At 64.4% G+C, this 23,014-nt stretch carries 29 protein-coding genes and 1 tRNA gene; 26 read left to right on the top strand and 4 right to left on the bottom strand.

Going from position 1 to position 23,014, the window contains the following annotated elements; translation table 11 throughout:
- Window positions 1-9: 9 nt before the first annotated feature.
- From bfr to AC1DMG_RS04525, 3 genes are all read right to left on the bottom strand, one after another.
- Complete coding sequence (gene bfr / locus AC1DMG_RS04515; protein WP_204634695.1) at window positions 10-480, bottom strand: bacterioferritin; 471 nt, start codon at window positions 478-480, stop codon at window positions 10-12.
- Window positions 481-618: 138 nt separating this feature from the next.
- Entirely contained in the window at window positions 619-819 is a 201-nt protein-coding gene (locus AC1DMG_RS04520) for a (2Fe-2S)-binding protein (protein ID WP_441601932.1), read from the bottom strand.
- A gap of 168 nt (window positions 820-987) precedes the next feature.
- Window positions 988-1,545 (bottom strand): RNA pyrophosphohydrolase, encoded by a 558-nt coding sequence (locus AC1DMG_RS04525; RefSeq protein WP_441601933.1) that lies wholly within the window; start codon window positions 1,543-1,545, stop codon window positions 988-990.
- Between the two features lie 183 nt (window positions 1,546-1,728).
- On the opposite strand from AC1DMG_RS04525, the gene AC1DMG_RS04530 reads away from it, so the two are divergent.
- The 18 genes from AC1DMG_RS04530 (at window position 1,729) to AC1DMG_RS04615 (ending at window position 15,546) form a co-directional block, all read left to right on the top strand.
- Window positions 1,729-1,805: transfer RNA gene (locus tag AC1DMG_RS04530), tRNA-Met, on the top strand.
- Between the two features lie 579 nt (window positions 1,806-2,384).
- Entirely contained in the window at window positions 2,385-2,825 is a 441-nt protein-coding gene (locus tag AC1DMG_RS04535; RefSeq protein ID WP_441601947.1) for a LuxR C-terminal-related transcriptional regulator, read from the top strand.
- Window positions 2,826-2,847: 22 nt separating this feature from the next.
- Window positions 2,848-3,141: a hypothetical protein gene (locus AC1DMG_RS04540; protein WP_441601948.1), complete on the top strand. Its 294-nt coding sequence runs from the start codon at window positions 2,848-2,850 to the stop codon at window positions 3,139-3,141.
- 254 nt (window positions 3,142-3,395) lie between these two features.
- The gene (gene queD / locus AC1DMG_RS04545) at window positions 3,396-3,758 is read left to right on the top strand and encodes a 6-carboxytetrahydropterin synthase QueD (RefSeq protein ID WP_441601949.1); all 363 of its coding nucleotides are present in this window, start codon (window positions 3,396-3,398) and stop codon (window positions 3,756-3,758) included.
- Between the two features lie 154 nt (window positions 3,759-3,912).
- Window positions 3,913-4,314 (top strand): phasin family protein, encoded by a 402-nt coding sequence (locus AC1DMG_RS04550; protein ID WP_441601950.1) that lies wholly within the window; start codon window positions 3,913-3,915, stop codon window positions 4,312-4,314.
- 220 nt (window positions 4,315-4,534) lie between these two features.
- A complete protein-coding gene (locus AC1DMG_RS04555) occupies window positions 4,535-4,927 on the top strand; it encodes a hypothetical protein (protein ID WP_441601951.1) in 393 nt (130 codons plus the stop codon).
- A 3-nt stretch (window positions 4,928-4,930) separates the two neighbouring features.
- On the top strand, window positions 4,931-5,764 hold the full coding sequence (gene atpB / locus AC1DMG_RS04560; protein WP_441601952.1) for a F0F1 ATP synthase subunit A: 834 nt from the start codon (window positions 4,931-4,933) through the stop codon (window positions 5,762-5,764).
- Between the two features lie 77 nt (window positions 5,765-5,841).
- Window positions 5,842-6,108 carry a F0F1 ATP synthase subunit C gene (gene atpE, locus AC1DMG_RS04565; protein WP_266159141.1) on the top strand — a complete coding sequence of 89 codons (267 nt, stop codon included), beginning with the start codon at window positions 5,842-5,844 and terminating at the stop codon, window positions 6,106-6,108.
- Between the two features lie 112 nt (window positions 6,109-6,220).
- Entirely contained in the window at window positions 6,221-6,691 is a 471-nt protein-coding gene (locus AC1DMG_RS04570; RefSeq protein ID WP_441601953.1) for a F0F1 ATP synthase subunit B, read from the top strand.
- Window positions 6,692-6,694: 3 nt separating this feature from the next.
- The gene (locus AC1DMG_RS04575; RefSeq protein WP_441601954.1) at window positions 6,695-7,228 is read left to right on the top strand and encodes a F0F1 ATP synthase subunit delta; all 534 of its coding nucleotides are present in this window, start codon (window positions 6,695-6,697) and stop codon (window positions 7,226-7,228) included.
- An 83-nt stretch (window positions 7,229-7,311) separates the two neighbouring features.
- Window positions 7,312-8,862: a F0F1 ATP synthase subunit alpha gene (gene atpA / locus AC1DMG_RS04580; RefSeq protein WP_477180202.1), complete on the top strand. Its 1,551-nt coding sequence runs from the start codon at window positions 7,312-7,314 to the stop codon at window positions 8,860-8,862.
- Window positions 8,863-8,952: 90 nt separating this feature from the next.
- Window positions 8,953-9,879, top strand: a complete 927-nt coding sequence (atpG, locus tag AC1DMG_RS04585; RefSeq protein ID WP_204634670.1) for a F0F1 ATP synthase subunit gamma — start codon at window positions 8,953-8,955, stop codon at window positions 9,877-9,879.
- A gap of 81 nt (window positions 9,880-9,960) precedes the next feature.
- Complete coding sequence (atpD, locus tag AC1DMG_RS04590; protein WP_477180203.1) at window positions 9,961-11,373, top strand: F0F1 ATP synthase subunit beta; 1,413 nt, start codon at window positions 9,961-9,963, stop codon at window positions 11,371-11,373.
- Window positions 11,374-11,468: 95 nt separating this feature from the next.
- Window positions 11,469-11,894, top strand: coding sequence for a F0F1 ATP synthase subunit epsilon (locus AC1DMG_RS04595; protein ID WP_477180204.1), 426 nt, complete (start codon window positions 11,469-11,471; stop codon window positions 11,892-11,894).
- 141 nt (window positions 11,895-12,035) lie between these two features.
- Complete coding sequence (locus AC1DMG_RS04600) at window positions 12,036-12,554, top strand: energy transducer TonB (RefSeq protein WP_477179529.1); 519 nt, start codon at window positions 12,036-12,038, stop codon at window positions 12,552-12,554.
- Between the two features lie 84 nt (window positions 12,555-12,638).
- Window positions 12,639-14,012, top strand: coding sequence for a bifunctional UDP-N-acetylglucosamine diphosphorylase/glucosamine-1-phosphate N-acetyltransferase GlmU (glmU, locus tag AC1DMG_RS04605; RefSeq protein WP_441601959.1), 1,374 nt, complete (start codon window positions 12,639-12,641; stop codon window positions 14,010-14,012).
- 44 nt (window positions 14,013-14,056) lie between these two features.
- Window positions 14,057-14,605 carry a hypothetical protein gene (locus AC1DMG_RS04610; RefSeq protein WP_441601960.1) on the top strand — a complete coding sequence of 183 codons (549 nt, stop codon included), beginning with the start codon at window positions 14,057-14,059 and terminating at the stop codon, window positions 14,603-14,605.
- A gap of 146 nt (window positions 14,606-14,751) precedes the next feature.
- Window positions 14,752-15,546 (top strand): DUF4850 domain-containing protein, encoded by a 795-nt coding sequence (locus AC1DMG_RS04615; RefSeq protein ID WP_441601961.1) that lies wholly within the window; start codon window positions 14,752-14,754, stop codon window positions 15,544-15,546.
- Here AC1DMG_RS04615 and AC1DMG_RS04620 read toward each other — a convergent pair whose 3' ends face one another.
- Window positions 15,547-16,533: a chorismate transformation FkbO/Hyg5 family protein gene (locus tag AC1DMG_RS04620; protein WP_477180205.1), complete on the bottom strand. Its 987-nt coding sequence runs from the start codon at window positions 16,531-16,533 to the stop codon at window positions 15,547-15,549.
- Between the two features lie 91 nt (window positions 16,534-16,624).
- Here AC1DMG_RS04620 and AC1DMG_RS04625 point away from each other — a divergent pair, with 91 nt between their 5' ends.
- From AC1DMG_RS04625 to fabG, 8 genes are all read left to right on the top strand, one after another.
- Window positions 16,625-16,894 (top strand): phosphopantetheine-binding protein, encoded by a 270-nt coding sequence (locus tag AC1DMG_RS04625; RefSeq protein WP_477180206.1) that lies wholly within the window; start codon window positions 16,625-16,627, stop codon window positions 16,892-16,894.
- Between the two features lie 79 nt (window positions 16,895-16,973).
- A complete protein-coding gene (locus AC1DMG_RS04630) occupies window positions 16,974-17,696 on the top strand; it encodes a COG4648 family protein (protein WP_441601963.1) in 723 nt (240 codons plus the stop codon).
- Window positions 17,693-17,992 carry an ApeI family dehydratase gene (locus AC1DMG_RS04635; RefSeq protein ID WP_441601964.1) on the top strand — a complete coding sequence of 100 codons (300 nt, stop codon included), beginning with the start codon at window positions 17,693-17,695 and terminating at the stop codon, window positions 17,990-17,992. The genes AC1DMG_RS04630 and AC1DMG_RS04635 overlap by 4 nt, the downstream gene beginning before the upstream one ends.
- The gene (locus tag AC1DMG_RS04640; RefSeq protein WP_477180207.1) at window positions 17,989-18,954 is read left to right on the top strand and encodes an LpxL/LpxP family acyltransferase; all 966 of its coding nucleotides are present in this window, start codon (window positions 17,989-17,991) and stop codon (window positions 18,952-18,954) included. The genes AC1DMG_RS04635 and AC1DMG_RS04640 overlap by 4 nt, the downstream gene beginning before the upstream one ends.
- Before the next feature lie 25 nt (window positions 18,955-18,979).
- A complete protein-coding gene (locus AC1DMG_RS04645; RefSeq protein ID WP_477180208.1) occupies window positions 18,980-19,525 on the top strand; it encodes a LolA-related protein in 546 nt (181 codons plus the stop codon).
- 2 nt (window positions 19,526-19,527) lie between these two features.
- Window positions 19,528-21,843, top strand: a complete 2,316-nt coding sequence (locus AC1DMG_RS04650) for an MMPL family transporter (protein ID WP_441611127.1) — start codon at window positions 19,528-19,530, stop codon at window positions 21,841-21,843.
- Entirely contained in the window at window positions 21,827-22,261 is a 435-nt protein-coding gene (locus tag AC1DMG_RS04655; protein ID WP_441601968.1) for a hotdog family protein, read from the top strand. Before AC1DMG_RS04650 ends, AC1DMG_RS04655 begins: the two co-directional genes overlap by 17 nt.
- Before the next feature lie 13 nt (window positions 22,262-22,274).
- The gene (gene fabG / locus AC1DMG_RS04660) at window positions 22,275-23,012 is read left to right on the top strand and encodes a 3-oxoacyl-ACP reductase FabG (protein ID WP_441601969.1); all 738 of its coding nucleotides are present in this window, start codon (window positions 22,275-22,277) and stop codon (window positions 23,010-23,012) included.
- Window positions 23,013-23,014 lie beyond the last annotated feature (2 nt).

Here is a 23,014-nt window from a genome sequence, read left to right on the forward strand (position 1 = left end):
AATGGCCGATCAGCTGTCGATCTTGGACTGCAGGTAGCGCTCGGCGCTCAGGTCCTTGATCAGGCTGAACTGGGTTTCCAGCCAGTCGATGTGTTCTTCCTCGTCATGCAGGATGTTCTTGAACAGGTCGCGGCTGACGAAGTCGGCAATGCTTTCGCTGTGGACAATGGCTTCGCGCAGATCCTTCACGGCGGCCATTTCCAGGTCCAGGTCGCCCTGCAGGCATTCCACCGGGTTTTCGCCGATGCGCAGCTTGCCCAGGTGCTGCAGGTTCGGCAGCCCGTCGAGGAACAGAATGCGCTCGACCAGGTTGTCGGCGTGCTTCATTTCCTCGATCGATTCCTTCCTCTCGTGCTCCGCCAGCTCGTCGTAGCCCCAGTCCTTGTACATGCGGTAATGCAGCCAGTACTGGTTGATCGCGGTCAGCTCGTTGTAGAGGACCTTGTTGAGGAATTCGATAACTTTCGCGTCGCCCTTCATGGGAAGTCTCCTTCAGCGCAGAGGGCGACTATACGGCGAGTTTTTCAGCCATGTCGGAACGAGAATGACTAAGAGTTGCGCATGCAAAAACGCGCAGCTAATGCCGCGCGTTTCGGGGGAGATCTGTGGGGTGCCGGGTCAGGCGATGGCGACTACTGGCAGGGTCGACATGACGTGCTGCACCGCCTTGTCCAAGGTGGCGCGCGCTTCCTGTTCGCAACAACCGCAGCAGTCCGAACAGCCCGTGCGAGCCTGCAGCTCGGCGAACTGATGGACGCCTTCGCTGGCGGCCCGGCGGATGTCGCCGTCGGTGACGGCGTTGCACATGCAGATATACATGGCACATATGGGAACGCAAATGCGAATGATTGTCAACTCAGAACTCGTGTCGTTCCCGGCGGGGTGATTCAGCTGCCGTCAGGGTTGGTGAAGAAGGCAAGCGGGCGAATACCGCTCTGCCGTGGGCGAACCTGGGCATCGGCTGTGGGCGAGCCGGCTGGCGGCCCGTCAGGCCGCGGCCTTGCCCTTGCGGGGGGTATCGCCCGCGTCCGGACCGTCGCGGTGCGGCAGGTCACCCAGCTGGACGCTCAGCAGGGTCTCCACCAGCGGCGCAAAGTGGCGCAGCGCGCGTTCGTAGACCTGGCGCTTGAAGTTGACCACGTGGGCGGCCGGGTACCAGAAATCCACCCAGCGCCAATGGTCGAATTCCGGCTTCTCGCAGGCATCCAGACGCAGCGCTTCCTCGCTGCCCACCAGGCGGAGCAGGAACCACACCTGTTTCTGGCCGATGCAGGTCGGGTGCTGGTGGTGGCGTACATAGCGGCTGGGCAGGCGGTAGCGCAGCCAGCCGCGGGTCACGCCGATCACTTCCACATGGTGCGCGGCCAGGCCGGTTTCCTCTTCCAGCTCGCGGTACATCGCCTCCAGCGGCGTCTCGTCGCTGCGCATGCCGCCCTGGGGGAACTGCCAGCCATCACGATTGACGCGGCGCGCCCAGAACAGCCGGCCGTCCGCATTCAGCAGAACGATGCCCACATTCGGACGATAGCCATCGACGTCGATCATGTTGCCTCCTGGAGCCGGGCGGATACGGCGGACTACAGGAAACCACCGCGGCTCGGAGTCGATTCAAGCACAGCGCAGGAAGCGGGGGCAACCGGCCCCCTTGAACCGGAAGGCGCTGACAACTAAACTGCCGGGCCCTGCCTGGTCGACCTCACGTCGACAACCCTGGCAGGCGGCACCCAAGGCTATGTAGCTCAGCCGGTTAGAGCACAGCACTCATAATGCTGGGGTCGGTGGTTCGAGTCCACCCATAGCCACCATCGATCCGATGGTCCCAATCTCCCTGAATCCAGCGGCAAGTCTGTTCTCCGCCCGTTTCGTGACGGGACGGGAGCGAGCCGTCGTCGTGTCTCGGATCTTCGCCGCGCCGCTCCCCCTGGCTTATCTGTTCCGCATTCAGTCGATCGCGGCATCAAGATCAAAACCGCCCCGTCGTGTTGCCTCCGCGTGTTGCCCTCGCCAATAAGCGCTCCCTCTGTGATGAAGGGCGACGCATCGCGCGCTACGCGCTGCCCTAAGTAGTGGAGTGGCTACTCCCCAGCGCGGATAGACGCTCTCCTGACCCGTTGTCAGTTTCATCGCGTACCCATCCGTCGACGTCTTCGGCGCGCGGACATCGAGCCACCGTTTGTTTTTGAAAGCACCGATGCGGATCGACAAGTTGGCTGCAACAGTGCGGAGCACCATGGAAAAGAGGTCGGTCATGCCGGCCGGACACTGCGTCGCGATGACGCGTCATCGAGCGTGCCCCGTCGCCATCAGCGTAGCGAGGGATCCGTCACCCGCCCGATGCCGTGTTCTGGCGTCAGTTCCACCACGTCGCTGTTGGCATCACATCCATGATGGTTCCCCAATCCAGTTTCCGGTTATCCATGCTCACCAAGCGCGAGTACGAGATCCTGCGCCTGATCGCCTGCGGCATGAGTTCGCTCACGATTGCCGCGGCATCGGGCATTTCCATCCATACCGTGCGCCAGCACCGCACCAATATGCGCACGAAGATGGCCATGCGCCATCCGGGCGCGCTGATCCGCTACGCCATTCTTCATCTGGGTGAGCGCCGGTCGGACGATGCCAGCGACAGCCGCGATCTGCTCAGCACACGCGAGCGCGAGATCTGTCGGCTGGCGGGGACAGGCGTGTCCAACGACGATATCGCCGCGCGCCTGAGCATCTGTCCGATTACCGTGCGCAAGCATCGTCAGAACGCGATGCGCAAGTTCGGTGCGCAGAGCACCGCAGATTTCATCCGGCGTGTCGCCCATGCCTTCGTCGAATGAAGCTTATTTGGGGCAGCCCTGCGTGAGCGGTTCACGCCTGCCATTGCGGCCGCCCGACTTCGTCGCGCTGCTTGAGCCCAGGGGGCGCGACGATGAGGCCTTGCCAGCAGGCGTGTGGGACACCGTGCTCTATGTGCAAAGCCACTGCTGGAGTGCGCAGGCGCGTCTACTGGCGTGGTCCGACGATGCAGGCCGCGTCGCTGAAGTGTGGCTGCGCCATCGGCAGAGTGCGCGGGCCGTGTTTGCACCCCGCGCGGAATTCCAGTTTTGGTACCGAGGCGCGCGCACGAACGCGCGCGTGATCGTCGTCGTGTGATTCATCACCTGGCGCGGCAAGCACGCCATCGCCGTGTGCAATCGCACCACACAGGTGCTGCCTGCCAAGGCCGGCCCCGCTGCGATGCCCCTCGCTTAAGAAGTCGCAGTCAGCGCAAAACCGCGCCTGCCCGGCATTCCGGGCTCTTTTCCACGAGCGGTGGGCCGAGTCGATCCTTGAAGCTCCGATTCCTCCCGCGCTTCGGCAAGCTGCCGCTGGAGTGGGTGTAAGCCGCCAGGCGCTAGAATGGCCGCATGCATATCTTCAAAGAATTCCACATCGAGGCGGCTCACCGCCTGCCGAACGTGCCGCCGGGCCACAAGTGCGCGCGGCTGCACGGGCATTCGTTCCGTATCCAGATCCACGTCGAGGGCGAGCCTGATCCCACGCTGGGCTGGGTGATGGACTTCGCGGACGTCAAAGCGGCCTTCGCGCCGCTGTTTGACCAGCTCGACCATCATTACCTCAATGACATCGAGGGCCTGGAGAATCCCACCAGCGAAGTACTGTGCCGCTGGATCTTCAAGCGCCTGCAGCCGGCCCTGCCGGGTCTGGACAAGGTGGTGGTGCACGAGACCTGTACCTCGGGTGCCAGTTGTAGCCGTGACAGCTTTTGACGCGTCGCAATAAATGAGCGTTTGACTGTAACGGATTGGTAATCTTGAATTTTTCATGACACGTGTTCGTGTTCAGGAAAAATATATTGCAATGCACAAAATGATTTGGTAGGGTAGCCGCCACTACCCCTAATCCCGTCGAGGGACCCAAGTCATGACGCAGCAACTGAACTCCCAGGTTTTCGCCTACGCCAAGCAGCTGGCCGATAGCGCCTTCAAGGCACAGTCGGTGGCCTTCAAGGGTTTGGAGCAGGTCGCCGATCTGCAGATCCGTGCGCTGGAAAAGCAGACGGAAGCTGCGGCTGACTTCTTCAGTGGCGCCCTCGAGACCCGCGATATCGACGGTTTCCGCGTCCTTTGGGAAAAGGCAGCTGCCGCCGGTCGTGAAAACGCCGAGCGCGCCGTGGCCGTCACCCAGGAAATCATCGCCGTGACGCAGAAGACCGCCGAATCGCTCAGCGCGCTCGCGCAGGAGCAGCAGCAGGCTGCCAACGACGCCGTGGCCGCTCCGGTTGCCGCCGTCAAGAAGGCCGCTGCCGCCGCTGGCGCCAAGTAAGACCGCTTAGCGACGCAGCGCTTCTTCCCCCCAGTTGCGTCTAAGGGCCGGACGGTTGTCCGGCCCTTTTTCTTTCGTGAGTTCTCACGACGGCTGCTAGTTTTGTGAACAGATCGGCCTGTGGACAAGATGTCGCGCCAGCCGCGGCTTGTCGCTGTAAATGCCCCGCTGATATACTTTTTGGGATTGGACCGTGGCCCGCAGCTGGTTCGGTGCCGCCTTGAGCGAAGCCGCGCGGGAACATCACGTGATCAACAGTCTTGCTTCCGGTCGTCGTCTGGCACTGCGCATGATTTTGCTGCAGCTCGCCGTGGCGGTGGCCGTCGGTCTCACCTTCCTGATGCAGGGGCCCCGCGAAGCCGTGGCGGCCGCTGCAGGCGCCACGCTGGTGGCGCTGGGTTCCGCGCTGCTGGCGTGGCGCTCCTTCAAGGGGTTGGGTGGGGGAGGCACGGCCATGTGGCACGTGATGTCAGGTTTGGTCCTGAAGTGGATCGTGATCTTCGGAGGGCTGATCGCGATCCTGGGTCAATGGAAATTACCGCCACTAGCTGCCATCACGGGGCTGGTGGCTGCTTACGCAATAAATCTGCTGGCGTTCAGATTCAAGGGCTAACACATGGCAAGCGAGCCGCAGGGCGGACTAACTGAGTACATCCAGCATCACCTTCACCACAATGTGGTGAGCCTGGGTGATGGTGCGTTCATGAAGATCCACGTCGACTCGCTCGTCGTGTCCTTCGTGCTGGGTGCCCTGTTCTGCCTGTGGTTCTGGCTGAAGGCCCGCAAGGCGACTTCGGGCGTACCGTCCAAGGGCCAGGCCTTCGTCGAGATCATCGTGGAGTTCGTCGACACCCAGGTGAAGGACACCTTCCACGGCGATCGCCGTACGGTGACCCCGCTGGCGTTGTCCATCTTCATGTGGGTCGTGTTCCTGAACACGATGGACCTGTTGCCGCTGGATGCGCCCGGCTGGGGCGTGAAGACCATCGCCGGTGCCGAGGTTGCTCACCACACCTTCTTCCGCTGGGTTCCCACCGCCGACATCAACACCACCATGGGCCTGGCCCTGGCCGTGTTCTTCATCGTGCTCGCGCACGGCATGAAGGCCAAGGGCGTGGGCGGCTTTGGCTGGGAGCTGATCACGGCGCCGTTCCATGCGGACAACGTGGTCGTCAAGATCATCCTGATGCCGTTCAACCTCGCGCTCAACGTCATCGAATACCTGTCCAAGCCGGTCTCGCTCGCCATGCGACTGTTCGGCAACATGTACGGCGGTGAGCTGGTCTTCATGCTGATCGCGGGCCTGTTCGCGGGCTGGATCAGCTTCCTGCCGGGTGTGCTGTTCAACACCGTATGGGCGATCTTCCACATCCTGATCATCCTGCTGCAGGCGTTCATCTTCATGATGCTGACCATCGTCTACATCGCGACGGCGCGTGAGCATCACTAAGTTTCGCTTTACTCCAAGTTTCGCTTCATCTTTCTTGTTCCAACCAACAACCCGTTATCGATTCACAGGAGAACACCATGGAACTCATCGCACACGTGCAGGGCCTGACCGCCATTGCCATCGGCATCATCATCGGCCTCGGCGCTCTGGGCGCTTGCTTGGGTATCGCCATCATGGGTTCCAAGTTCCTTGAGTCCGCCGCACGTCAGCCGGAGCTGGTGCCGCTGCTGCAGGGCCGCATGTTCCTGCTCGCCGGCCTGATCGACGCTGCGTTCATCATCGGCCTGGCCGTTGCGCTGCTGTTCGCCTTCTCGAACCCGCTGATCAGCGTCCTGCCGCACTAAGTATTCGCTTGGCCGCAAGGCCGATCGGAGAGCGGGTTAGGTGGTGCCGCGGCGAATCCAAAGCCGCGGCTTCACGTCAGCTTCAACGCGTTCGGGAGTATTTGGAAAGCTCATGAATATCAATCTGACTTTCCTGGGCCAGATGGTTTCTTTTGCCATCCTGGTCTGGTTCACCACCAAGTTCATCTGGCCGCAGCTCAATCACGCGATTGAAGAGCGCCAGAAGAAGGTTGCCGATGGTCTGGCCGCCGCTGAAAAGGCGCGCGCCGAACTCAAGGACGCCGACGCCAAGGTGGCCGTCGAGATCAAGCAGGCCCGTCAGCAGGCCAACGAGATCATCGAGCGAGCACAGCAGCAGGCCAACCAGATCGTGGACAAGGCTCGCGCCGAAGCCGTGACCGAGGCCAGCCGTCTGAAGGCCGCCGCTGCCGAGGAAATCGTCAGCATGCAGCAGCGTGCGCGCGAAGAACTGCGTGGCTGGGTCGGCCGTCTGGCGGTCCAGGGTGCGGAGAAAATCGTGCAGCGCGAAGTCGACGTCAACGCCCACAAGGCGATGCTCGACCAGCTCGCGGCCGAGATCTAAGCCATGGCACAGGCAATCACCCTCGCCCGTCCGTATGCGCGTGCCGCCTTCGAGGTAGCCCATGCGGCCGGCTCGCTGGGCGCATGGTCGCAGGCGCTGGCCTTTGCCGCGGAAGTGGCAAAGGACTCGCGCGTGGCCGGTTTCGGCAACGATCCGCGCGTGACGTCGGACCAGCTGGTCGCGTTGCACCTGCCGCAGGGCATGGCTGCCGACGCGCCGTTCGCCCGTTTCCTGGGTGAGCTGGCCGAGCACCGTCGCATGGCGCTGCTGCCGGAAATCGCCGCGCTGTACGAACAGTACAAGCGCGAATCCGAATCGCAGCTGTTGGTGAAGGTGACCAGTGCATTCGCGCTGGATGCCGCCCAGGCTGAACAGCTGAAGGTGTCGCTGAAGCGTCGCTTCAAGCGCGAGATCGAACTGGAAACCCAGGTCGACGCCTCGCTGCTGGGTGGCGTGGTGATCGATACCGGCAGCGAAGTGATCGACGGTTCGGCTCGTGGACGTCTGGCGCGCATGACCCGCGCCTTGACTGCCTAAAAATTTAAGCGAAGTCCGTTTCGCGAAGAGCCCCGCCCGCGGCAGGCGCTTCAAAAAAGACTCAAATCTCAGGATATCGACCCATGTCCAGCTCCACCTTGAACCCGTCCGAGATCAGCGAACTGATCAAGACCCGCATCGAGCAGTTCAAGCTCGGCGCGGAAGCACGTAACGAAGGCACCATCATCAGCGTGTCCGACGGCATCGTGCGCATCCACGGCCTGGCCGATGTGATGCAGGGCGAAATGATCGAACTGCCGGGCAACTCCTATGCGCTGGCGCTGAACCTCGAGCGCGACTCGGTGGGCGCCGTGGTGCTGGGCGAATACCAGCACCTGCGCGAAGGCGACACCGCCAAGACCACCGGCCGCATCCTCGAAGTGCCGACCGGTCCGGAGCTGCTGGGTCGCGTGGTCGATTCGCTGGGCAACCCGATCGACGGCAAGGGCCCGCTGAACGCCAAGACCAGCTCGGCCATCGAAAAGGTCGCGCCGGGCGTGATCTGGCGTAAGTCGGTCGACCAGCCGGTGCAGACGGGCTACAAGTCCGTCGACTCGATGATCCCGATCGGCCGCGGCCAGCGCGAGCTGATCATCGGCGACCGCCAGACCGGCAAGACCGCGCTGGCCATCGACGCGATCATCAACCAGAAAGATTCCGGCATTAAGTGCATCTACGTTGCCATCGGCCAGAAGCGTTCGTCGATCGCCAACGTGGTGCGCAAGCTCGAAGAGAACGGCGCGCTGGCCAACACCATCGTGGTGGTGGCTTCCGCTTCCGAGTCGGCCGCGCTGCAGTACATCGCGCCGTATTCGGGTTGCGCCATGGGCGAGTACTTCCGCGACCGCGGCGAAGACGCGCTGATCRTCTATGACGAYCTGWCCAAGCAGGCCKKGGCCTACCGCCAGRTSTCGCTGCTGCTSMRSCGCCCGCCGGGCCGCGAAGCCTACCCSGGCGACGTGTTCTATTTGCACTCGCGTCTGCTCGAGCGTGCGGCTCGCGTCTCCGAGGAGTACGTCGAGAAGTTCACCAACGGTGAAGTGAAGGGCAAGACCGGTTCGCTGACCGCGCTGCCGATCATCGAAACGCAGGCCGGTGACGTGTCCGCCTTCGTGCCGACCAACGTGATCTCGATCACCGACGGCCAGATCTTCCTGGAAACCGACCTGTTCAACGCCGGCATTCGCCCGGCGGTGAACGCCGGTATCTCGGTGTCGCGCGTGGGCGGTGCCGCCCAGACCAAGATCGTCAAGAAGCTGTCCGGCGGCGTGAAGCTGGCCCTGGCGCAGTTCCGCGAGCTGGCTGCGTTCGCGCAGTTCGCCTCGGACCTGGACCCGGCCACCCGCGCCCAGCTGGACCGCGGCCAGCGCGTGACCGAGCTGATGAAGCAGGCGCAGTACGCGCCGCTCTCCATCGCCGAACTCGCACTGTCGGTGTACGCCGCCGAGAAGGGCTACCTCGACGACCTGCCGGTCAACAAGGTGCTGCCGTTCGAGAAGGGCCTGCACGCGTTCATGCACCAGAACCACGGCGAGCTGATGAAGAAGATCGTCGCCACCGGTGACTGGAACAACGACATCGAAGCCACCTTCAAGTCCTCGCTCGACGAGTACAAGAAGACCGGCAGCTGGTAAGCAATAAAGGGTGTACGGCCGTCCAGACGGCCGTACCGCACTCCGGTCAGCTGACCGGGATCGCACTAACCCAGATAGGTTGAGGCAAACGTGGCAAGCGGACGCGAAATCAAAACCAAGATCAAGAGCACGCAGAACATGCGCAAGGTGACGCGCGCGCTCGAGATGGTCTCGGCCTCGAAGATCCGCAAGGCGCAGGATCTGATGAAGGCCTCGCGTCCCTATGCGCGTGCCATGCGCAAGGTGATCGCGCACGTGGCCCAGGCCAGCACCGACTTCAGCCATCCGTTCCTGCTGGAGCGCGAGAAGGTGCAGCGCGTCGGCTTCCTGGTGGTCAGCACCGATCGCGGTCTGTGCGGCGGCCTGAACTCGAACCTGTTCCGTCGCCTGCTGCCGATCATCCGCGAGTGGCAGGACAAGGGCGCGGAAATCGACGTCGTCGCCGTCGGCCAGAAGGCCACCCAGTTCTTCCGCCGCATCAAGGGCGTGAACCTGATCGGCAGCGTCACCCACCTGGGTGAGAAGCCGAAGGTCGAGAGCCTGATCGGTGTGATCAAGGTCATGCTCGATGCCTACACCGAAGGCAAGCTCGATCGCGTGTTCCTGGCCCACAACGACTTCATCAACACCATGACGCAGAAGCCGGCGGTCCACGCACTGCTGCCGCTGCCGGTGGTGGCACAGGAGATGGTCAGCGGCGAAGGCAAGCCGAACTCGCCGGATTTCCCGGTGGCGGGCCTCAAGCTCGAGCAGAAGCACGACTGGGATTACATCTACGAACCCGATGCCGCCACCGTGCTTGAGCACGTGCTGGGTCGTTACATCGAGTCGGTGGTGTACCAGGGTGTGCTGGAAAACCTCGCCAGCGAGCATGCCGCGCGCATGGTCGCGATGAAGAGCGCATCCGACAACGCCAACAAGGTGATCGGCGAACTGACGCTGATTTACAACAAGGCGCGCCAGGCGGCGATCACGCAGGAAATTTCCGAGATTGTTGGTGGTGCCGCGGCGGTATAACCGGCGCTGTAGCCCAAAATTATTTTGGCGACGCATAGCGGCGCCGCAACAGACACTAAAAGATCCATCCGGAGCACATCCATGAGTCAGGGCAAAGTTGTACAGATCATCGGCGCGGTCATCGACGTGGAGTTCGCACGCGATCAGGTGCCGCAGGTTTACGACGCGCTGAAGGTCGACGGCACCGACATCACGCTGGAAGTCCAGCAGGTGCTGGGTGACGGCATCGTCCGTACGATTGCCCTCGGTTCCACCGATGGCCTCAAGCGCGGCCTGGTGGCCCGCAATACCGGCGAAGGCATCAAGGTGCCGGTCGGCAAGGCCACGCTGGGTCGCATCATGGACGTGCTCGGCAATCCCATCGACGAAGCCGGCCCGATCGGCGAGGAAGACCGCTGGGTCATCCATCGCGAAGCCCCGAGCTACGACGACCAGGCCACCGCCAACGACCTGCTGGAAAYCGGCATCAAGGTCATCGACCTGATCTGCCCGTTCGCCAAGGGCGGCAAGGTCGGCCTGTTCGGCGGCGCCGGCGTGGGCAAGACCGTGAACATGATGGAGCTCATCAACAACATCGCCAAGGCGCACTCGGGTCTGTCCGTGTTCGCCGGCGTGGGCGAGCGTACCCGCGAGGGCAACGACTTCTACCACGARATGAARGACTCSAACGTKCTCGACAAGGTSGCSATGGTGTWCGGCCAGATGAACGAGCCGCCGGGCAACCGTCTGCGCGTSGCRCTGWCCGGCCTGACCATGGCCGAGWASTTCCGCGACGAGAAGGACGCGTCGGGCAAGGGCAAGGACGTGCTGCTGTTCGTSGACAACATCTACCGCTACACGCTGGCCGGTACSGAAGTGTCCGCGCTGCTCGGCCGTATGCCGTCCGCMGTGGGTTACCAGCCGACGCTGGCCGCCGAAATGGGCRWGCTGCAGGAGCGCATCACCTCGACCAAGACCGGTTCGATCACCTCGATCCAGGCCGTGTACGTGCCCGCGGATGACCTTACCGATCCCTCGCCGGCGACCACATTCGCCCACTTGGATTCGACCGTCACGCTGTCGCGTAACATCGCCTCGCTGGGTATCTACCCGGCCGTGGATCCGCTGGACTCGACCAGCCGCCAGCTCGATCCGGATATCGTCGGCGCCGAGCACTACGACGTGGCCCGCCGCGTGCAGGGCACGCTGCAGCGCTACAAGGAGCTCAAGGACATCATCGCGATCCTGGGCATGGACGAGCTCTCCGAAGACGACAAGCAGGCCGTGTCGCGCGCCCGCAAGATCGAGCGCTTCTTCTCGCAGCCGTTCCACGTGGCCGAAGTGTTCACCGGCTCGCCGGGCAAGTACGTGCCGCTGAAGGAAACCATCCGCGGCTTCAAGATGATCGTGGACGGCGACGTGGACCACCTGCCTGAGCAGGCGTTCTACATGGTCGGCGGCAYCGACGAGGCCATCAAGAAGGCCGAGGAAATGGGCGCCAAGAAGGCGGCCTGATCCCTGTGAGGCATCACGGTGAAGCGCGCAGGCCGCACTTCACTTAGCTCCACACAGCATCGTCTGCTTTTCACCGAACGCACCGGAATACCGTCATGAGTCATACCCTCCGTGTCGACATCGTCAGCGCCGAAGCCGAGATCTTCTCCGGCGACGCGCAGCTCGTGGTCGCTACCGGCGAGATGGGCGAACTGGGCATCGCGCCCCGCCATGCGCCGCTGATCACCCGCCTGAAGCCCGGCCACGTGGATGTGGTGCTGGCCAATGGCGAGCGTCAGCAGTTCTGGGTGTCCGGCGGCATCCTGGAAGTGCAGCCGCAGGTTGTCACCGTGCTGGCCGATACCGCCGCACGCGCCTCCGACCTGGATGAAGCCGCCGCCCAGCGCGCCAAGCAGGAAGYGGAAGACGCCCTGGCCAATCGCACCGACGCGGTCGAGATCGCCGAGGCGCAGGCCAAGCTGGCCCAGGCCATCACCCAGCTGCAGGCGCTGGAGCGCATGCGCAAGACGCTCAAGCACTGAGCAAGCTTGCCCGGGTAGCACCCCGCAGAACGCCGGCCCTGGGCCGGCGTTTTTGTTTATGCTGAGGCTACTCGACAGCGAGGGGGCTACGACATGGATGCGAAGCAGCAAGCTGATTGGCACAGGTTCCCAAGGTTCCTGTTGGTCGCGTTGATCGCTTCGCTGGCCGGGTGCGCGAACGCACCTCACGCCACCTCGACCAAGCCGTCCACTGAAGGTGACACCTCGTATAGGTCCGTGGCCAAGGACGATATGCAGCACTACCAGCTCGCCATGGGTGAGATCTCTACCGGGGCGATTCCCTGGGATCATCCCTCGCCGCCGTACCCGGCCGCCCTGCTCGATCAGCGCCTGCCGCCACAGGAGGTGGAGGCCACGCTTGTCGTCAACGAAGCAGGCAAGGTGGTCGAGGTACGCATCACCGATGAGGCGCAGGCCGATGCGCAGATCCGCCTGTTCGATCAGGCCGTGCGTGAGACCACCATGCAATGGACGTTCGAGCCGCTGCGTTTCAGCCAGTGGGCCGCGGATGCCAACGGCAATAGTCATCAAGTGAGCAGCCAGACGCGCCCCTTCAGTCTTGACTACGTGTTCCGCTTCGCCTGGAAAGACGGCAAGCCGGTTGCCGATGCCAGCGCGGCCAAACACGCCCTGCCATAGCCATAGGTTCTACATCCTCAGGGCCTTAGGGCACTGAGCCTCGGCTGCTATCCTCCGCCGCTAGTCAAGGACAGGTTGGATCCCATGCTCAAGACCACGCCGTTGCACGTCATCGTTCTCGCCGCCGGCGAGGGCAAGCGCATGAAGTCGAAGAAGGCCAAGGTGCTGATGCCCCTGGCCGGCCGGCCCCTGCTTGCCCACGTGCTCGAGGCGGCGCGTGCATTGCAGCCGAAGGCGATCCACGTGGTCTATGGGCATTGCGGCGACCAGGTGCGTGCGGCGTTCGAGGGCCAGGACGACCTGCACTGGGTGCTGCAGTCGCAGCGGCTAGGCACCGGCCACGCCGTGCGCGAGGCACTGCTGGAAGTGCCCGACGACGTTACCGTGCTGGTGCTCTACGGCGACGTGCCGCTCACGCGTACGCAGACGCTGGAGGCCCTGGTACGAGCCGAAGGCACGGTGAGCCTGCTCGCCACGCGCGTCACCCATCCGCACGGCTACGGCCGCGTCCTGCGCGACGGCAACGGCTTCGTGCGCGCCGTGGTCGAAGAAAAGGATGCCGACGACGCACAGCGCGCGATGAACCTGATCAATACGGGCATCCTGGCGGCCGATGCAGTCGCCTTGAAGCGATGGACGTCCAAACTCGATCGCAACAATGTGCAGGGCGAGTACTACCTCACCGACATCTTCGCCATGGCGGCCGGCGAAAATCGCGCGGCAGCCTGCGTGGAATGCGAAGACGAATTCGAGACCGCCGGCGCCAACAATCCCTGGCAGCTGGCGGAGCTTGAGGCTCAGTACCGTTCGCGTGCGGCCCAGGCGTTGGCGCTGGAAGGCGTGCGCATCGCCGATCCGCTGCGCATCGATGTGCGCGGCAAGGTCAGCGCCGGCATGGATGTCGAGATCGACGTGAACGTCGTGCTCGAAGGCGACGTGCAATTCGGCGATGACGTACATATCGGCCCGTTCACGCGCCTCAAGGACGTGAAGCTAGCCAGCGGCACCGTGGTGCAGGCGCACTGCGACCTCGAAGGCGTGGTGACGCACGGGCCCTGCACGATCGGCCCGTTCGCGCGACTGCGTCCGGGCACGGAGCTGGCGGCGGGCGTGCACATCGGCAATTTCGTCGAGACCAAGAAAGCCGTACTCGGCGAGGGCAGCAAAGCCAATCACCTGAGCTATCTGGGCGACACACTGATCGGCCGCGGCGTGAACATCGGCGCCGGCACCATCACCTGCAATTACGATGGCGCCAACAAGCACCTCACCGTGATCGGCGACCGTGCCTTCATCGGTTCCAACAGCGCGCTGGTCGCGCCAGTCACCGTGGGCGAGGATGCGACGATCGGCGCCGGTTCGGTGATTGGCAAGGAGGCGCCAGCCGGCGAGCTGACCATCGCACGCGCCAAGCAGGTAACGCTGCATGGTTGGAAGCGACCGACCAAGCAGTCGTGAAGGATTGCCGCCGCCCGGCGTCTTGGCCCAATCACGGAGTAGTCATGCGCATCGAAATGTCGATCGGTACGTTGCTCGGGTTGCTGCTGTTGAATGCCTGCGCCAGTTCGCCCAGCGGCGATGCAGCGGTGCAGCTGTTTGGCGCGCAGGACGCGCCACGGTTTCACGCCTATCTGGCATGCACCAGCAGCACGGTCGATTGCGCCATCGTGGAGCGCGCGTTCGACCGCTGGGCGGACGACCGGCACGTCGCGCTGGAAACGGTGGCGTCGGACAACCGGGTCTTCATGACGGGCACGCCGTCGCCCACTGCGGAGCAGGCGCAGCCGTACCGCATCACCATGCGCTACGTGCCTGACTTGTCCGCGCCGGCCAACCCCATGGGCGGCGGCAGCATGCGTCCGATGATCAGCTACAACGCGACGGTGCACGTGTTCGATGCGAGCACGGGGCGCTTGTTGAAGACCATGTCGTTCAAGGACAAGGCCATCATCGACCAGGACAGCGGGCAGGCCAATCCGTATATCAACGGTCAGGTGCGCGCGTTCCTGCATCAACTCGATCCTGCTTACGCGAAGACCTCCGCCTCTTGATCCATCGCGCGCGTCCTCGCCGGCAAGTGCGGCTAGCAACGGCCCGGCCAGAAACAGATGCTGCCTCACACCGGACTTTTGACCGACTCGCGCGCTGCCGGCGCACGCGTATAAGCTGCTAGCCGCTGACGCGACAGGGGGTGGTCATGCGCTTTCGGTTCCGACACGCGGTTGCGCTCGTCGCCACCGCCTTGCTGTGGGGAATGATGCCGCAGGTTCATGCGGCGGCGGGCGTGCGCGAGCTGCCCGCCACGCCTGAGATACGGTCGGCGCCAGGAACCGATTACGCCTTGCGCACGCTCTCGTTTGGCGGCGTCACCGCCACACTGATCGACGTGCATTCGGGCGCGGGTGACTGGACGCGTCCGGACCCGGCGAAACTGCCTGCGCTGCCAAGCTCACCATCGCCTGCGAAGGACGCCGTGCAGTGGTTTTATGGCGATGTGGCCGGGTGGATGGCGGTGCCCCAGGGCTGGCGCGTGCAGCGTGCCACCATCGGCGTGGACGCCAATGCGCACTACACCTTCGCTGCGCCCGAAGGTGCGGCCTCGGGTTGGGTCACCTATACCGTGATTCCTGCCTGCGAGGAATGCCTGTTGCAGGAGTCCGAAGCCCTGCTGCCAGGTGCAGGCGAACAACTGGGGGCCAGGCACGACGCCACGCCGATCTATCTGGGCCAGACCAATCCCGTGATGAGCTGGCAGTCCCGCCCGGATGACTGCACGGCGCTGTTCCGCTATCGCCTCGGTGGGCTGACGGTGCACGCGGCCGTGTTGAGCAGCGTGCCGGTGTCAGCGCTGGAAACCGGCAAAGCAGCACTCGCGCTCGCCGATGTCTATGCGGCGCTGCCTGCGGCCAAGTCCGCGCTGGCGGATTTCATGGTGGGAGGGTTCCGCCAGGCGTTTCCTGCCTGCCGTTCACCGCAGGGATGGTCGGGCTGATCAGGCGTAGCGCCAGCCGTCGATTTCCACCAGCAGCTCGCTGCGGCAGATATCGCCGTGCAGCAGCAGCACCGGCACGCCGGCCAGCCGTTGCTGCAGGAATTCGCGCACCACGGGCGCATCCGTCGGGTGGCGCACATACGCCTTGAGCGGCGACTGCGTGTCGAAGCCGGCCGGCATGTTTGCGCTTGAGAGCAGGGCTTCAAGGTTCACCAGGGTTTCGTCCAGCTGCGCGAGCAGATCATCCTCGTGCGCCGACGCGTGACCCACCACGGCGGCCGTGCCGGAGATGGCGAGCGCGTCCTGGCCCGGCAAGGTCATGGCCCGGGCGAAGCTGGGCGGCGTGCGACCGTATTGGCGTGGGTATCGCCAGGCACTCACCTGGCGGGGATTCTCTACGCGTTCGCCCGGCTCGTCGCACGCCAGCAGGTAAACCTGCAGGCGCGGCGCCGAGGCGTGGTGGCCGATGGCGGTGGCGGCGGGAAATCCGTCAGCGAAAAAGCTGGCCATGCCCTCGGCGCGGCCTTCGCAGAATTGCTTGTAGCGCTCGCTGTCGCCGGCGCCGTCATTGATGTCGACCAGGTAGTTCCAGATGCGCTGCACGTGGCGCTCGCGGCGCGTGGCGACAAACTCGCATAACTGCGCGTAAGCGGTCGCCGCCGCGGCGCGCAGGCCGCCATGGAGGTTTTCATCCAGTGTGATGGCGGCGAACAGCCAGCCGTCACCGCTCGACCATTGCAGATCGCCCACCCGCCCCTGCGTCACGGGGCCATCGACCTGCCAGATCTCCAGCGGCGTCGGAGCGTCAAAGATTTCCAGGTCGACCGGCAGCCAGCGGGGATCGATGCTGCGCGCGGYGCCGGTGCCGAAACCGAATACGGCGAGCGTGCCGGCATCCTGCAAGACTGCATCCGGATCGACCCACCGGTAGGACACCTGCGGCGCGCGACGCAGCGCCGGCCTGACGTTTTCACAACCCTGAACCATGGGCATCCAACCGGAGACTCTGGGACGCTATGGTACACTGGCCGGCCTGCGGCTCTGGGGGAGAGACGCAAGAATTCGGGTACGGAAAGGCATGGCCGAGCAGAGCACCGCACAACACGAACTGGCCACGCTGATCGTGGACAGCCTCAATCTGGAAACCRTCACGGCCGACCAGATTGACCCCGATGCACCGCTTTTCGGCGGCGATCTGGGCCTGGACTCCATCGACGCCCTGGAAATCGCCCTGGCCGTGTCCAAGCGCTACGGCTTCCAGCTGCGCTCGGACAACCCCGAGAATCGCAAGATCTTCACCAGCCTGCGCACGCTCTCCGAGCACATTGAACGGCAGCGCGCCGTTTAATATCCATCGGGCATGATGTACCGCGCACGCGGCAGACTTAGGTCGACGCGGTTTCATCGTCATGCAGGCTGAGCAACCCATGTCGTCACCAAACGCAGCTTCACCGAAATCGACGTCGCGGCGCTGGATGCCGCTGATGTTCGGCTATCCGGTGCTGGCGATGGCTGGCGTGCTGACCCACCGCCAGGGCTTCTCGCTGGCGGCCTGCGCCTTGCTGCTTACCGTGTTGATGATTCCTGCGCTGGCTACGCGCCGCGCCATGCCGTGGATCGTATGGACAGGTACGCTGGCGGCCATGGCCTGGCTGTGGCTGCACGGCATGGTGGGCCTGCTGCTGGAATGCGTGCCGATCGCCATCAATATCCTGCTGGCCTCGCTGTTCGGCCGCACGCTGCGGGCAGGCCAGACGCCGCTGATCGCGCGCTTTATCGAAGCATTGGAAGGTCCTGAGCGACTGGCTGTACCCGGCATTGCGCCGTATGCGCGCCACCTCACCTGGTTCTGGACGCTGCTCACGGCAGCACAAGCCCTCGTGCTGGCCGTCTTGCTGCTGTGTGCGGAACCGGGCGGCCTGCTTGGCTCGCTGGGCATCACCTCGCCCTGGCCGGTGCCGGCGGGCATCGCGCAATCCTATGTGCATGTAGGTGGCTACGTGTTGATCGCCAGCGCTTTCCTGCTGGAGAACCTGTTCCGCCGCTGGCATCTGCGTCATGTGCACCACCCACGCTTCCACGAGCTGGCCATGGGCATCGCGGCGCGCTGGCCGGCGCTGGTGCGCGGCGACGATTCGGCCTCGCCATGAGTCAGGCGGCCTTTCAGCGCGTGTTTCGGGTGAGCGCGGATCATGCCTGCCTGCCGGGTCACTTCCCCGGTTCACCATTGGTGCCCGGCGTCATGCTGCTCGAAGAGGTCGCACTGGCCTTGCGCGATTGGCGCGGCCAGCGGCTTGCGCGCGTGCTGGAAGCAAAGTTTGTCGCGCCGCTCCTACCGGAACAGGAAGCGCGGATCGCGCTCATCGAAGCCCAGGGCCGCGTACGTTTTGAGATTCATCGCGGCGACGATCTGCTCGCGCGAGGCTCCATCGAGGGAACGATATGAGCGAACACTGGCAGAGTCGCCCTGAAGGCGGCGGACGCTTTGCGTTGTGGCTGATCCGCAGCATCGCCCTGTACGGCGGTCGTCCGCTCGCCCGGCTGATCCTGTATCCGATCACGCTCTATTTCTATCTGCGTCGCGGGCCCGAGCGCGTCGCATCGCGCCGTTTCCTCGAGCGCGTGCTGGACAAGCCGATCACGCCCTGGCACGTGATGAAGCACATTCACTGCTTCGCATCGACCATGCTGGATCGTGTCTTCCTGCTCGCCCGCGGCGAGAAGGGCTTCGACGTCACGGTGGAGGGCCTGGAGCAGCTGGAGGCCAGCTTCGCCGAGGGGCGCGGCGTACTCCTGCTTGGCACCCACCAGGGCAGTTTCGAGGCCTTGCGCACGCTGAGMTCGCGTCGCCCGGATACGCATCTGCGCGTGGTGCTGGACAAGCAGAAGACGCCGGCCTTGACCCAGTTGCTCGAGGCGCTCGCACCCGACGTGGGCGCCAGCGTCATCGATGCTTCCGCGGGTGGTACGTCGATCACGCTGGCGATGGCCGAGGCCTGCCAGCAAGGCGCCATGGTCGCCCTGCTGGCCGATCGCGGACGCGAACACGAAGTACTGCGCCGCACGCCGTTGCTGGGTGAGCCCGCGCCGTTTCCGGTCGGCCCCTGGCTGCTCGCGCACAGTTTGCGCGTGCCGGTGGTGCTGTGTTTTGGGCTATATGAAGGCGGCAATCGCTATCGCCTGATTTTCGAGCCGTTTGCCGACCGCATCGAGATTCCACGACAGGATCGCGCCCAGGCGCTGGACGCCGTGATCGCCCGTTTCGCCCATCGCGTGGAACACTACATCCGTGTCGCCCCCTACAACTGGTTCAACTTCTAYGACTTCTGGCAGCAAGACGTGGACACTGCTGTGCGCCCTGACGCTGTCGCTGTGCGCGAACACGAACGCGAACGCGTCGGCGCCTGAAGACGCCGCCACGGCACGCGCGCTGGTGGCCTCGCTGGGCCGTCCGGCGCCTGCCCGCACGCCGTTTGCCGAAGCGCGCTTCATGAAGATGCTGGACAAGCCGCTGGTCGTTTCCGGGCAGCTGGCGTGGCTGGGTGGCGACAAGCTCGAGCGCACGGTCGAACATCCCACGCGCGAAGTGTCGACCATCGGCGATGGTGAAGTAACGCAACAGCGTGAAGGCCGTTCATCGCGAAGCTTTTCGCTGAAGCGCGCGCCACAGCTCCAGCTGCTGCTGGATAGTTTTGTTGCGCTGCTGGGCGGCGATGCATCTCGCCTGGAGCAAGCGTTCACCGTGCAGCACAGCGCCGATGGCGACGATCACTGGACGCTCACCCTGACCCCGCGCGACGCGAAACTCGCGCAAACGGTGAGCCGCATCGACATCGACGGCAGCGGCAACGAGCCGCACTGCATGCGCATGCAGGAAGCCGATGGCGACCTCGCCATCGACCTGCTCGGCGACTACGCCGCCAAGATGCCGACGGCGCCTACGCGCGACGCACTCACCGCACTCTGCAGGGGCAGCTGAGCGTGCGTCGCAGCCGCGTGACGCTGCTGGTGCTCTGGCTGGCGACGCTCGCCGCGCTTGGCCTGTTCGTTACGCGACACCTCACGGTGAGTACCGACCTGCGCAGCTTCATGCCTGCGCCGACCACACCCGATCAACGCCTGTTGATGGAGCAGGTGGGCGAGGGACCGGGTTCGCGCCTGCTTTTGCTCGCCATCAGCGGCAAGTCCGATGAGCAACTGGCCGGGCTGAGCCAGCAACTCGCCGTGGCGCTGCGCAAAGATCAACGCTACACGCAGGTGCTCAACGGCAGCTTCGACATGGGCGCACTCGACGACGCCCTGCTGCCTTATCGCTATCTGCTCTCGCCCACGCTGGATCATCAGCGCTTGGATACCGCGTATCTGCGCGACGAGCTGGAACAGCGCCTGGACGATCTGTCGTCGCCCGCGGCGTCACTGCTGAAGGGACTGTTGCCGCGCGACCCCACCCTGGAAGTGCTCAAGCTGGCCGAGCGCTGGTCGCCGCCGAAGTCGCCCGAGCTCGTGCAGGGCGTGTGGTTTTCGCCACAGCACGAGGCCTTGTTGCTGGTGCTGACGCAGGCGGCAGGTTTCGATCCCGACGCGCAGTCGCAGGCCATCGATGGCATCCACCGTGCCTTCGATGCCTTGCCCGATCACGCGGGTGGCTCGCTGGTGGTCAGCGGGCCGGGGTACTTCAGCGTGGTGGCGAGCGCGCAGACGCGCGGGCAGGCGGAGTGGATCGGGCGTATCTCGACGGTGGGTTTCATCGTGCTGCTGTTGCTGGCGTATCGCAGCATCGGCTCGTTGCTGTTCTCGGCCTTGCCGATCGCCAGTGCGGCGCTGGCGGGCATTGCCGCGCTCGTACTGCTGTTTCCGCAGGTGCATGGCATCACGCTGGCGTTTGGCTTCACCCTGCTCGGTGTGGCACAGGAGTATCCGATACGCGTGCTGAGTCATCGCCGCGCCGGCGAAAGCGCCGTGCAAAGCGTGCGTGACCTGTGGCCGCTGCTGCTCACGGCGATCGCTTCGGCATGCATTGCCTATGCGGCGTTCTTTGCATCCGGCGTGAATGGCCTCAAGCAATTGGCCGTCTTTACCATCACAGGTTTGTTGGTGGCCGGCTTCAGCACACGCTACCTGTTGCCCTATCTGCTGCCGGAGCGCGTGCACGATGTCGCCGCGATGGGCTGGCTGATCCGCGCACGCGACATCGTGGACCGCCTGCCGCGACCGCGTTGGATTCCCTTGCTGGTGGCCATCGCCAGCGTGCTGATGCTGGTGTTTGCGCAGGGCCCGTTCTGGCAGAACGACTTGTCGGCGCTTACGCCGTTGCCGCGCGATCTGCTGATGCGTGATGCACGATTGCGCGAGGCCCTGGGCGCGCCCGATGTGCGCTATCTACTGGTGCTGCAGGCGCCCGATGAGCAGGCGGTATTGGCGCTTTCGGAAAAACTCGAGCCCGCCGTGGATGCCTTGGTGGCCCGCCACGCCGTCGATGCGATCGAACTGCCTTCACGCTATCTGCCCAGCGATGCAGTGCAGCGCGCGCGGCAGCGGGCGTTGCCCGATGCGCAAACACTGAAAAGTGCGCTCGACGAAGCCGAGCAGGGCATGCCGTTCCAGCCGGGCCTGTTCCAGCCTTTCCTCGACGATGTGGCGCAAGCACGCAGCTTGCCCGTGCTGACGCCGGAGCGCTTTGCATCATCGCCATTGGGCCAACGCCTGTCGGCCATGCTGATGCAGCGCGATGGTCATTGGCTCGGCCTGGGCACGCTTACTGGTGTGCACGACTTGGCTGCCCTGCAGTCGCTCGCGCGCGACAGCGGCGGTTCGGTGCGTCTGCTCGACCTCAAGGGTGCCGCTGAATCGCTGGTGGTGGATTACCGTGCGCGCATCCTGCACGCCTTGGTCGGCGCAACGCTACTGCTGGTCATCGCGATCGTGGTTGCCTTGCGCAGCGTGCGCAGGGCCTGGCACGTGCTGGCCCCAATGACACTGGCAACTTTCCTGGTGCTGGCCGTGGAACGTGTGTCAGGCGTGGAGATCTCCCTGTTCCATCTCGTGGCGCTGATCCTCGCGGCGGGGCTTGGCCTGCACTATGCGCTGTTCTTCGAGCGCGACACCGGCGACGCCGCCGAGCAGCGCCGCACGCTGCATGCGACCCTGGTCTGCGTGCTGTCCGCGCTGCTGGTCTTCGGCATGCTGGCCTGGAGCACCATTCCCGTCTTGCGCGCGATCGGCTTGACCGTTGCCCTGGGCGTCGCATTTCACTTCTGTCTTTCGATCCTGATGGCACCGCATGCTCGCCAAGACTGACTGGGCCCACCTCATTCCGCATCAGGGCGCGATGTGCTTGCTCGATGCCGTGGTGACGTGGAACCAGACGACCATCCACGCCATCAGCGAGAGTCACGCGTTGGCAGACCATCCGCTGCGCGGCGGTGCTGGCCTGCACGCGGTGCATCTGGCCGAATACGGCGCGCAGGCGATGGCGGTGCATGGCGCCCTGCTGGCGCGCGAACGGGGTGCGAGTGAGGCCAGGCCCGGGCGTCTGGTCAGTCTGCGTGACGTGTCGCTGGCCATCGAATGGGTGGATCCTTCGCAAGGGCGTTTGGACGTCCATGCCCAAAGCCTCTACGCTGACGATGCGGGCGCACAATATGCCTTTCGCGTCGAACAGGGCGGCCGCTTGCTGGTGAGCGGCCGCGCTGCCGTCATTCATCCTCTTCCCTGATGCCGAGGCGGCCATGACTCAGCTCCATACTCCCCGTCGCGCGCTGGTGACCGGCGGCAGCGGCGATCTTGGCGCGGCGATATCGCAGGCGCTCGCCGCAGGCGGCTACCATGTGATCGTGCACGCCAATACAGGTCTGGCTCGCGCCGATGACGTCGCCGCTGCGATCCGCGATGCCGGCGGTGCGGCGCAGTCGGTGGCTTTTGATGTCACTGATGCAGCCGCCACACGGCATGCGCTGGAGACCTTGTTGATCGACGGCCCTGTGCATGCGGTGGTGAACAACGCCGGCATTCATGAGGACAGTCCGCTGGCGGGCATGTCCGAAGACGCATGGCGGCGCGTGATCGACGTATCGCTGCATGGCTTTTTCCACGTTACACAGCCATTGCTATTGCCGATGGCGCGTGCGCGCTTCGGTCGCATCGTGTCGGTGAGTTCGGTGGCAGCGCAGTTGGGCAATCGCGGCCAGGCGAATTACGCCGCCGCCAAGTCCGCCCTGCATGGCGCCACGCGCTCGCTGGCGCGCGAGATGGCGTCGCGCGGTATCACCGCCAACGTGGTGGCGCCCGGCGTGATCGAAGGACGCATGATCGGCGAGCAATTCCCGCCCGAACGCATTCGCGAGATCGTGCCGGCGCAACGCGCCGGCAAACCGGAAGAGGTCGCGGCACTGGTGGCGTTTCTTTGTTCCGATGCCGCCGGCTATATCAACGGCCAGGTGATCGGCGTCAACGGCGGCATGGTCTAAAG

This window comes from Dyella sp. 01N36 (assembly GCF_056399745.1).